Origin of the sequence: Pseudomonas sp. 28 E 9, assembly GCF_900004785.1 — a bacterium.
Taxonomy (GTDB): domain Bacteria; phylum Pseudomonadota; class Gammaproteobacteria; order Pseudomonadales; family Pseudomonadaceae; genus Aquipseudomonas; species Aquipseudomonas orientalis_A.
In genome coordinates this window covers 393245-402132 of sequence record NZ_CVTK01000050.1, presented here as the reverse complement: position 1 = coordinate 402132, position 8888 = coordinate 393245, and the positions used below count along the sequence as shown (strand labels likewise).

Genomic DNA, 8888 nt, shown 5'->3' with positions numbered 1-8888 from the left:
CACGGATTCAAGCCTGCGTTCGGCCAGCGTGGTTTAACGGGGCGCCTAGGATCAAAAGCAGATCAAGATCAAGAGCGACTCGCTTCGCATCGTGATTACGGTTGAGCGGTACAGAGTTGTGTAAATACCTATGGCTATCGGGGGCAAGCCCCCTCCCACATTTTAAATGTCATGCCTCAGGGGAATCAGGCGTAGGTATCGATCAACGTACCGAGCATTTCGTCCGAAGCCTTGGCGACTTTCGCGCCCAGCTCCACTTGAAACTTGCCCTGGGCCATTTCGACCATATTGCTCGCCGAGTTGGACGCCTGAGCACGATCATTGGCTTGCAGACGGTCGCTTTGCGCGGCCGATGGCTGGGTCGTCGACGCGCTGGCGATCTTCCCAGCGGCCTGGTCGACACGGTTCTGCCCGGCCTGGATGGTGCTCAGGCCCGAATAAAACGCGCTGCTTCCAGAGATTTCCATGGCGTAAGCCTGCCTTTAGAGAATCGTGAAGGCCAATTGAACCAGACATCCTGGCGAAAGGCCCGTTAAAAACACTAATGGCACATTGCCTTAGCGATAGCCAAAATCAGTCAAGCAGGTCCATTTCCAGGTAAGCGGCCACCTCGGCTGCCCCGGCATGCTTGAGTTTCGGCACCCGTCCAAGGCAGGGCGCCGGCAAACGCTCGGCCAGGGTGGCGAGGTTCTCTTCCAGACGAGAGGTCTTCGGGTCGATGATATTGGCCACCCAGCCGGCCAGCGGCAATCCATCGCGCGCGATCGCTTCGGCGGTCAGCAACGCATGGCTGATACACCCCAGACGCACACCCACCACCAGGATCACCGGTAACTTGAGGGCGATGGCCAGGTCCGACAGGTTGGCTTGATCAGCCAGCGGCACGCGCCACCCCCCTGCGCCTTCGATCAACGTGAAGTCCGCATTGTGCTCGAGAATCCGCCGCATCGGCTGGAGCAAGGATTGCACCGTCAGCGCAACGCCCGCCTCACGTGCCGCCAGATGCGGCGCAATCGCCGGTTCCAACGCCACCGGGTTGACCTCGGCATAGGTCAACGGCAACGAACATTCGGCAAGCAGTGCCAGGGCATCGGCGTTACGCAAGCCCTTCGGCGTGACCTGGCAGCCCGACGCCACGGGTTTTCCCGCCGCCGTGGTTTTACCGGCCTGGCGCGCGGCATGCAGCAGGCCGGCGGCAATGGTGGTCTTGCCCACATCGGTGTCGGTGCCGGTGATGAAATAAGCGGCGTTCATAGCGGTTTCTCCAGTACGGCGTACACCACCTGGTAAGTGGCCGGCAGGCCCTGGGCCTGACGGAACTGCTCGTAGGCCTGCACCAGCGCCGCAATCCGCGCGCGCCCCGTCAACCCTCCCGGGCGCCCCGGGTTGAGGTTGTGTGCGCCCAATGCTTTCAACTCATGGGTCAGGCTGCGCACGTCCGGGTAATGCAGGACATGGGGCCGCCGTTCCAGGCGGGTCACCCGAAAACCACTGGCGGCGCACAACTGCTGATAAGCCTCGAAGGTGCGAAAACGGTTGACGTGAACCCAGCCATCCGCCGCGCGCCAGCTCTCGCGCAGCTCATCCAGCGTGCCCACGCACAGGCTGGCAAAGGCCAGCACGCCGCCCGGTTGCAGCACGCGAAAGGCTTCATTGAGCACTGCGTCGAAGTTCGCACACCACTGCACCGCCAGGCTGGAGAACATCAGCTCGAAGCTGCCAGTCTTCAGCGGCAAGCGTTCCGCATCGCCGGCGATGAAGTGCTGCGCGCCGCCTGCAGGCCGCGCATGGTTGAGCATGCCTTCGGCGATATCCAGCGCGATGCCCTGGCTGGCAGGCAGGCGCTCACCCAGTGCACGGCTGAAATAGCCCGTGCCGCAGCCCAGGTCGAGCCAGCGTTGTGGCGCGAGCCCCGCCGGTAATTGCGCGAGCAGGGCATGCCCTACCGCCCGCTGCAACTCGGCCACGCTGTCATAACTGGCCGCGGCCCGGGAGAACGAAGCGGCCACCTGGCGCTTGTCGGGCAAGGCGCCCGGCAGGTGGGGATGGGATAGATCAGTCATCGACGCACTCATGCAAAAAAGCCTGGATGGCCCCCGCTACACCGTGGGGGTCCTCCAGAAGAAAAGCGTGACCGGCCTGTTCAATCAGGCCGACTTCCACATCGGGCAGCAGCGCCAGCAAGTCACTGGCGGCTTCGGCGGGCACCAGCCCGTCCTGACCGGCAAACAGGTGCAGTTGCGGCCCGCGAAACGCCTGCAAGGCGGCGCGGGTGTCCAATTGGGCAAGCAATTCCAGGCCGGGCATCAACACGCTGGGCGAGGTGTTCGGTGCCCCACTGACCAACAGACGCGAAAGCCCGCGCGGGTCGGCCGCGCCCTTGGCGCACAACAGGCCGAAGCGCTTGAGGGTGACCTGGGAGTCGGCGTGGCAGCCGGCGAGGAACGCGTCGAATGTTTCGGCAGGCATGGCCTGCGGCCAACCGTCATGGGCGACAAAACACGGATTGCTCGCCAGGGTGAGCAACCCGCAGCAACGCTCTGCACGGCGTGCCGCCAGCTCCGAGGCGAGCATGCCGCCCAGGGACCAGCCGCCGAGCCAGGTATTGTCCGGCAGCGTGGCATCCAGTTCGTCGAGCCATTCGCTCAGGTCGCTGGAATCCAGGGCCGGCAACGGTTCGATCTGCACGTGCAAGTGTTCATTCAAGCCGTGCAACGCCGCGGCCAGCGGTTCCAGCGGCGACACACCCAGGCCCCAGCCGGGCAGCAATATCAGTCGATCACGCATGCTCGGGCTCCGTGGTGTTTAACAACCGGAAACACGCTTCCAATGCGTTTAACAATAGCTGCACCTGGGCTGCGCTGTGGGCCGCCGTCAATGTCACGCGTAAACGGGCGCTGCCGGCGGGCACGGTGGGGGGGCGGATCGCCATCACCATCAGCCCGCGCTCGCGCAGCATCTGCGACAGGCGCAAGGCTCGCGCGCTGTCGCCCATCAGGATCGGTTGGATCGGCGTAAAACTGTCCATCAACGCCAGGCCGATCTGCTCGGCACCCTGGCGGAACTGGCGGATCAACCCGTTGAGGTGCTCGCGGCGCCAATGCTCGGTGCGCAACAACTCCAGGCTTTTGAGGGTGGCGCAGGCCAGCGCCGGCGGCTGGCTGGTGGTGTAGATGTACGGCCGGGCGAATTGAATCAGGCTTTCGATCAGTTCTTCACTGCCCGCCACAAAGGCACCGGCGGTGCCGAAGGCTTTACCGAGGGTGCCGACCAACACCGGCACGTCTTCCTGGCTCAAGCCAAAATGCTCGACGATCCCCGCACCATTGGCCCCCAGCGGGCCGAAGCCGTGGGCGTCGTCCACCATCAACCAGGCGCCCTTGGTCCTGGCTTCGCGGGCCAGTGCCGGCAGATCGGCGAGGTTGCCATCCATGCTGAATACGCCATCGGTCACCACCAGTGCGTTACCGGTGGCTTTCTCCAGGCGCTTGGCCAGGCTGGCAGCGTCGTTATGCAGGTAACGGGTAAACCGTGCGCCGGACAACAAACCGGCATCCAGCAACGACGCGTGGTTGAGACGATCTTCCAGCACGGTATCGCCCTGCCCCACCAAGGCGGTGACCGCGCCGAGGTTGGCCATGTAGCCGGTGGTAAACAGCAACGCACGCGGGCGCCCGGTCAGGTCGGCCAGGGCTTCTTCCAGCTCATGGTGCGGCGTGGCATGCCCCACCACCAGGTGCGACGCGCCACCGCCCACGCCCCAGCGCGACGCACCGGCGCGCCAGGCTTCTATCACCTGCGGATGGTTGGCCAGGCCAAGGTAGTCATTGTTGCAAAACGCAAGCAGCGGCTTGCCGTCCACCACCACTTCCGGGCCCTGGGGGCTCTCCAGCAAGGGGCGTTGACGGTAAAGGTGTTCGGCACGGCGGGCAGCGAGGCGCGCGGCGAGATCGAAAGACATGCAGGCCTCGATTCAGCAGGGTGTGCGCGGTTCGAAAGGTGGGAGGGGGCTTGCCCCCGATGGCTGTATCTCAGTCAACACAGGTGCTGGCTGACCTACCGTCATCGGGGGCAAGCCCCCTCCCACATTTGGAATGCATTTGGGTTAAACGGCGGCGTTGTAGAACTGTTCGCTGCTCTTCTGCTCCACCAACGCCTGTTCAATGGCCGCCTGATGCACTTCGTCGGCATGCTCTTCACGCGCCTCCGGCAGGATCCCGAGGCGCGAGAACAGTTGCATGTCCTTGTCCGCCTGCGGGTTGGCGGTGGTCAGCAGCTTGTCGCCGTAGAAAATCGAGTTGGCGCCGGCAAAGAACGCCAGGGCCTGCATCTGCTCGTTCATTGCCTCACGGCCGGCCGACAGGCGCACATGGGATTGCGGCATCAGGATGCGTGCCACCGCCAGCATGCGGATAAAGTCGAAAGGGTCGATGTCCTTGGCGTTTTCCAACGGCGTACCGGCCACCTTGACCAGCATGTTGATCGGCACCGACTCCGGATGCTCCGGCAGGTTGGCCAATTGGATCAGCAGGTTGGCGCGGTCATCAAGGGACTCGCCCATGCCGAGAATACCGCCGGAGCAGATCTTCATCCCCGACTCACGCACATAGGCCAGGGTCTGCAGGCGTTCGCTGTAGGTACGCGTGGTGATGATCGAACCGTAGAATTCCGGCGAGGTATCGAGGTTGTGGTTGTAGTAGTCGAGGCCGGCCTGGGCCAACGCGGCGGTCTGGTCCTGATCGAGACGGCCGAGGGTCATGCAGGTTTCCAGGCCCATGGCCTTCACGCCCTTGACCATCTCCAGCACGTAGGGCATGTCTTTGGCCGATGGATGTTTCCAGGCGGCGCCCATGCAGAAACGTGTCGAACCGATGGCCTTGGCGCGGGCAGCCTCTTCGAGGACTTTCTGCACCTCCATCAGCTTTTCTTTTTCCAGGCCGGTGTTGTAGTGACCCGACTGCGGACAATATTTGCAATCTTCCGGGCAGGCGCCGGTTTTGATCGACAGCAGCGTGGAGACCTGCACCCGATTGGCGTCGAAATGCGCGCGGTGCACGGTCTGCGCCTGGAACAACAGGTCATTGAACGGCTGCACGAACAGGGCTTTGACTTCGGCCAAAGACCAATCGTGACGCAGGGTGGCAGAGGTGCTGGCGCTCATGGGCGATTCCTTGATTATGCTTTGGCTAACGCTGCGGGAAGGGCAATACCCACAGGTACGACACGGATGCTCGGCATATTTAAGGAAGATTCATGCACTGTCAACCAAGCCACAAACACCAGGTTTACATCTGGTTAAAAAGCGTACAAACCTGTTTGATCTGCGATGAGCGCGCTGAAAGCGACGATTGTGTGTGCAACGCCTGCGAAACCGAACTGCCGTGGCTGATGGAGCGCTGTGACGTCTGCGCCCTGCCCTTGCCCATGGACGGCTTGGTGTGCGGCCAATGCCAGAAACATCCGCCTGCGTATCAACAAGTGATTGCGCCCTGGACCTACAGCTTCCCGGTGGACAGCCTGATCAGCCGGTTCAAGCATCAGGCGCGCTGGCCGTTGGGGCACCTGCTGGGGCGCTTGCTCGGGCGGCTGCTGCAACATCGGTTCGAAAATGCCGAACTCACCCGCCCCGATTGCCTGCTACCGGTGCCGATGCCCCCCAAGCGTCTGCGCCAGCGGGGCTATAACCAGGCCGTGATGCTGGCGCTCTGGCTCAGTGCCGACCTGGACATCCCCTGCGATGAACACCTGTTGCTACGTCCCCAGGAAACCATCGCGCAACAAGACCTCGATGCCAAAACGCGCAAACGCAACCTGCTCAATGCCTTCGCCCTGGCACCCGGCGCCCAGGTGCTGGGCCGGCACCTGGCGCTGGTGGACGACGTGCTGACCACCGGTGCCACCGCCCACAGCCTGGCGCGCTTGTTGATGAAGGCCGGTGCGCGTCAGGTCGATGTGTATTGCCTGGCCCGCACGCCCAAACCCGGCACATGACTTGACTCCCGGGCCGCCGGGCGGCAACGTCCGCTCATTCCAGCCAGGCGTATCCCCATGTCCCTGCCCTCGCCGCTCAGCCAGCACATCATCCGCCGCCCTCAGCGCATCGCGTTGCTGGCGCATATCGCCGAACAGGGTTCCATCACCCGTGCCGCCAAAAGTGCCGGGTTGAGCTACAAAGCCACATGGGACGCCATCGATGAACTGAACAACCTGGCGCACACGCCGTTGGTGGAGCGCAGCGTCGGCGGCAAAGGCGGTGGCGGCGCCAGGCTGACAAGCGAAGGTGAGCGCGTGCTGCGCCTTTATCAACGCCTGCAAGCCTTGCAAGCCGAGGTGCTCGCCACCGACGAAGCGGCCCGCGACTTCAATTTGCTGGGCCGCCTGATGCTGCGCACCAGTGCGCGCAATCAGCTGCACGGCCAAGTCAGCGCCATCGCGCGCCATGGGCGTAATGACACCGTGCGCCTGGAACTGGCGGGTGGCCTGTACCTGGATGCACACATCACGCACGACAGCACACAACGGCTGGAGCTGGAGCCCGGCGTGGAAGTGGTGGCCCTGATCAAGGCCGGGTGGCTGGAATTATTGGCCATCGGGCAAACCGCAACACTTGGACACAATTGCCTGAGCGGTGTCATCGAGACGATTCTCGACGCTGAAGACGGCCCCAGCGAAGTCCGAATCGGCCTGCCCAGCGGTCAGGTACTGTGTGCCCTGGCGCAGCCCGCCGCACTGAGCGCACTCGACGCCGCGCCTGGCCGGCCGATCCAGGTGCAATTCGCCCCCGGCCAGGTATTGCTCGGCACGCCGGTGTAGCGAGCACCCGCCATCAAACTGCAACAATTTCGTCACGCCCGCTCCTTAAGGTGTCTGCAAAAACCGTAGGGAGCCTGACATGAGCTTATTAGAAGAAAACCAAGCCACTGACTTCGAACAGATGGTCGGCCTTACCCGTCGCCGCTTTATCGGCGCCGGCGCCCTGTGCGGCGCGGCGATGTTCCTGGGTGGCAACCTGCTCAGCCGCAGCGCCCTGGCCGTGAACGCCGCGTCTGCCAGCCCGTTGCTGGGCTTTACCGGCATCGCCGCCGCCACCAGCGACACCATCACCCTGCCGCCCGGCTACAGCGCCTCGGTGCTGATCAGCTGGGGCCAGCCCTTGAGCATGCAGGCGCCGGCCTTCGACCCCTCCGGCAACGGCACGGCCAAGGCCCAGGAACAGCAGTTCGGCGACAACAATGACGGCATGAGCCTGTTTCCCTTCCCCGGTGATGACAACCGCGCCTTGATGGCGATCAACAACGAATACACCAACTACCGCTACCTCTACGCCCACGGCGGCGCACCGCAATCGGCCGAAGACGTGCGCAAGGCCCTGGCCAGCGAAGGCGTTTCGGTGATCGAAATTCAGCGCAAGGGTGATACCTGGCAGTTCGTCCAGGATTCACGCTACAACCGGCGCATCCACGGCAACACGCCAATCCGCCTGGGCGGCCCTGCCGCCGGCCACGACTGGCTGAAAACCAGCGCCGACAACACCGGCAAGCACGCCCTGGGTACCTTCCAGAACTGCGCCAACGGCAAGACCCCGTGGGGCACTTATCTCACCTGCGAAGAGAACTTCACCGACTGCTTCGGCAGCAGCAACCCACAGCAGGCCTTCGACGCCGGGCAAAAACGCTACGGCGCGGTCGCCGCCAGCAAGGACATCAACTGGCACCCGCACGACCCGCGCTTCGACATGGCCAAGAACCCCAACGAACTCAATCGCCACGGCTGGGTGGTGGAAATCGACCCGTTCGACCCGCAATCCACCCCGGTCAAGCGCACCGCCCTGGGCCGATTCAAGCACGAAAACGCGGCCCTGGCGGAGACCCGCGACGGACGCGCGGTGGTGTACATGGGCGATGACGAGCGCGGCGAATTCATCTACAAGTTCGTCAGCCGCGATCCGATCAACCACGACAACCCGAAAGCCAACAAGGATTTGCTCGATCACGGCACCTTGTACGTGGCGATCTTCGACGCGGGCAATGGCGATGCCGATCATCCCAGGGGCAAGGGCCAATGGGTCGAACTCACCCACGGCAAAAACGGTATCGATGCCGGTACCGGCTTTGCCAGCCAGGCCGAAGTGCTGATCCATGCCCGCCTGGCCGCCAGCGTGGTGAAAGCCACGCGCATGGACCGCCCGGAATGGATCGTGGTCAGCCCCATGGACGGCCAGGTCTACTGCACCCTCACCAACAACGCCAAGCGCGGCGAAGACGGCCAGCCGGTGGGCGGGCCCAACCCGCGCGAGAAGAACGTCTACGGCCAGATCCTGCGCTGGAAGGCCGACGCCGATAACCACGGTGCCACGGACTTCACCTGGGACCTGTTCGTCGTCGCCGGCAACCCCGGCGTACACGCGGGCTCGCCGAAGGGCGGCTCGTCCAACATCAACCCGCAAAACATGTTCAACAGCCCGGACGGCCTGGGTTTCGACAAGGCCGGGCGCCTGTGGATTCTCACCGACGGCGACTACAGCAACGCGGGCGACTTCGCCGGCATGGGCAACAACCAGATGCTGTGCGCCGACCCGGGCACCGGGGAGATTCGTCGCTTCATGGTCGGGCCGGTGGCGTGTGAAGTCACCGGGATCAGCTTTTCGCCGGATCAGAAAACACTGTTTGTGGGTATTCAGCACCCTGGCGAAACCGGCGGCTCGACGTGGCCGGAGCATCTGCCGAACGGCAAGCCGCGTTCGTCGGTGCTGGCGATTCGGCGCGATGATGGTGGGGTTGTCGGCGCCTGACCGGGCCTCATCGGGGGCAAGCCCCCTCCCACATTTGGAATGCATTCCCCTGTGGGAGGGGGCTTGCCCCCGATGGCGATCCCACAGTCGCCCCCTA

General features: G+C 63.8%; 9 protein-coding genes. 3 read left to right on the top strand and 6 right to left on the bottom strand.

Going from position 1 to position 8888, the window contains the following annotated elements; translation table 11 throughout:
- Window positions 1–185: 185 nt before the first annotated feature.
- The 6 genes from BFQ00_RS18070 to bioB all read right to left on the bottom strand — a co-directional run bounded on the left by BFQ00_RS18070 (window position 186) and on the right by bioB (window position 5161).
- Complete coding sequence (locus BFQ00_RS18070) at window positions 186–467, bottom strand: pyrroloquinoline quinone biosynthesis protein PqqE (protein ID WP_065894133.1); 282 nt, start codon at window positions 465–467, stop codon at window positions 186–188.
- 106 nt (window positions 468–573) lie between these two features.
- A complete protein-coding gene (bioD, locus tag BFQ00_RS18065; protein WP_065934291.1) occupies window positions 574–1254 on the bottom strand; it encodes a dethiobiotin synthase in 681 nt (226 codons plus the stop codon).
- Window positions 1251–2063 (bottom strand): malonyl-ACP O-methyltransferase BioC, encoded by an 813-nt coding sequence (gene bioC, locus BFQ00_RS18060; protein ID WP_065885474.1) that lies wholly within the window; start codon window positions 2061–2063, stop codon window positions 1251–1253. The genes bioD and bioC overlap by 4 nt, the downstream gene beginning before the upstream one ends.
- Window positions 2056–2787: an alpha/beta fold hydrolase gene (locus tag BFQ00_RS18055; RefSeq protein ID WP_065934290.1), complete on the bottom strand. Its 732-nt coding sequence runs from the start codon at window positions 2785–2787 to the stop codon at window positions 2056–2058. Before BFQ00_RS18055 ends, bioC begins: the two co-directional genes overlap by 8 nt.
- Window positions 2780–3961 carry an 8-amino-7-oxononanoate synthase gene (gene bioF, locus BFQ00_RS18050; RefSeq protein ID WP_065934289.1) on the bottom strand — a complete coding sequence of 394 codons (1182 nt, stop codon included), beginning with the start codon at window positions 3959–3961 and terminating at the stop codon, window positions 2780–2782. The genes BFQ00_RS18055 and bioF overlap by 8 nt, the downstream gene beginning before the upstream one ends.
- A 144-nt stretch (window positions 3962–4105) precedes the next feature.
- Window positions 4106–5161 carry a biotin synthase BioB gene (gene bioB / locus BFQ00_RS18045; protein WP_065885471.1) on the bottom strand — a complete coding sequence of 352 codons (1056 nt, stop codon included), beginning with the start codon at window positions 5159–5161 and terminating at the stop codon, window positions 4106–4108.
- A 92-nt stretch (window positions 5162–5253) separates the two neighbouring features.
- Here bioB and BFQ00_RS18040 point away from each other — a divergent pair, with 92 nt between their 5' ends.
- The 3 genes from BFQ00_RS18040 (at window position 5254) to BFQ00_RS18030 (ending at window position 8791) form a co-directional block, all read left to right on the top strand.
- Window positions 5254–5991, top strand: a complete 738-nt coding sequence (locus BFQ00_RS18040; protein ID WP_065934288.1) for a ComF family protein — start codon at window positions 5254–5256, stop codon at window positions 5989–5991.
- Between the two features lie 57 nt (window positions 5992–6048).
- The gene (locus BFQ00_RS18035) at window positions 6049–6813 is read left to right on the top strand and encodes a TOBE domain-containing protein (protein ID WP_065934287.1); all 765 of its coding nucleotides are present in this window, start codon (window positions 6049–6051) and stop codon (window positions 6811–6813) included.
- A 79-nt stretch (window positions 6814–6892) separates the two neighbouring features.
- Entirely contained in the window at window positions 6893–8791 is a 1899-nt protein-coding gene (locus BFQ00_RS18030) for a PhoX family protein (RefSeq protein WP_065934286.1), read from the top strand.
- The last annotated feature ends 97 nt before the right edge of the window (window positions 8792–8888 follow it).

Bases quoted from the DNA above. Each gene is read 5' to 3' on its own strand.
- BFQ00_RS18070 (WP_065894133.1), bottom strand. From the start codon at position 467: ATGGAAATCTCTGGAAGCAGCGCGTTTTATTCGGGCCTGAGCACCATC.
- bioD (WP_065934291.1), bottom strand. From the start codon at position 1,254: ATGAACGCCGCTTATTTCATCACCGGCACCGACACCGATGTGGGCAAG.
- bioC (WP_065885474.1), bottom strand. From the start codon at position 2,063: ATGACTGATCTATCCCATCCCCACCTGCCGGGCGCCTTGCCCGACAAG.
- BFQ00_RS18055 (WP_065934290.1), bottom strand. From the start codon at position 2,787: ATGCGTGATCGACTGATATTGCTGCCCGGCTGGGGCCTGGGTGTGTCG.
- bioF (WP_065934289.1), bottom strand. From the start codon at position 3,961: ATGTCTTTCGATCTCGCCGCGCGCCTCGCTGCCCGCCGTGCCGAACAC.
- bioB (WP_065885471.1), bottom strand. From the start codon at position 5,161: ATGAGCGCCAGCACCTCTGCCACCCTGCGTCACGATTGGTCTTTGGCC.
- BFQ00_RS18040 (WP_065934288.1), top strand. From the start codon at position 5,254: ATGCACTGTCAACCAAGCCACAAACACCAGGTTTACATCTGGTTAAAA.
- BFQ00_RS18035 (WP_065934287.1), top strand. From the start codon at position 6,049: ATGTCCCTGCCCTCGCCGCTCAGCCAGCACATCATCCGCCGCCCTCAG.
- BFQ00_RS18030 (WP_065934286.1), top strand. From the start codon at position 6,893: ATGAGCTTATTAGAAGAAAACCAAGCCACTGACTTCGAACAGATGGTC.